We start from the raw sequence: 493 nt of genomic DNA, 5'->3' as shown, positions 1-493 counted from the left end.
GCTCCAGCGCGCCGGACCCGGGCCTGGTCTCCGAGCTCTCCGTGATCCTGGTCCGCGCCCGCGCGCGGATCGCGAGTCCGAACACCCTGACCTGGGCCACGATCGCCGCGTTCTTCACCCGGACGATCCCTGCGGCGCTGTACCGGATCCGCTGGTGGTCAGTCGTGGTGAGCGCGGCCTGCCTGCTGGTCGCCGCGGTCGCAGGCTGGTGGATGGTCACGAACCCGGACGTGCTGAACACGGTCGTCACGCCCGAGGAGCAGCGCTACATCGCCGAGCAGGCATTCGCGTCCTACTACTCCGAGTACCCGAGCGCGAGCTTCGCCGCGCTGGTCTGGACCAACAACGCGATCATCGCCGCGCTGTGCGTGGCCACGGGCATCACCGGGTTGTACCCCGCACAGATCCTGTTCTCCAAACTCCCTCAACGTGGGCGTGATGTGGGCCGTGATGCACGTCCAGGGCGCCGAGGGGGTGTTCTGGTCGCTGATCA

At 68.4% G+C, this 493-nt stretch carries 1 protein-coding gene; it reads left to right on the top strand.

The window, feature by feature from the left end:
- Nucleotides 1–493 (top strand): stage II sporulation protein M (locus BN358_RS23120; RefSeq protein WP_198018387.1); only part of this gene is annotated, 493 nt, incomplete at both ends.

Origin of the sequence: Sedimentibacter sp. B4, assembly GCF_000309315.1 — a bacterium.
Classification (GTDB): Bacteria; Bacillota; Clostridia; order Tissierellales; family Sedimentibacteraceae; genus Sedimentibacter; species Sedimentibacter saalensis.
This window is presented reverse-complemented; position numbering and strand designations above follow the sequence as displayed.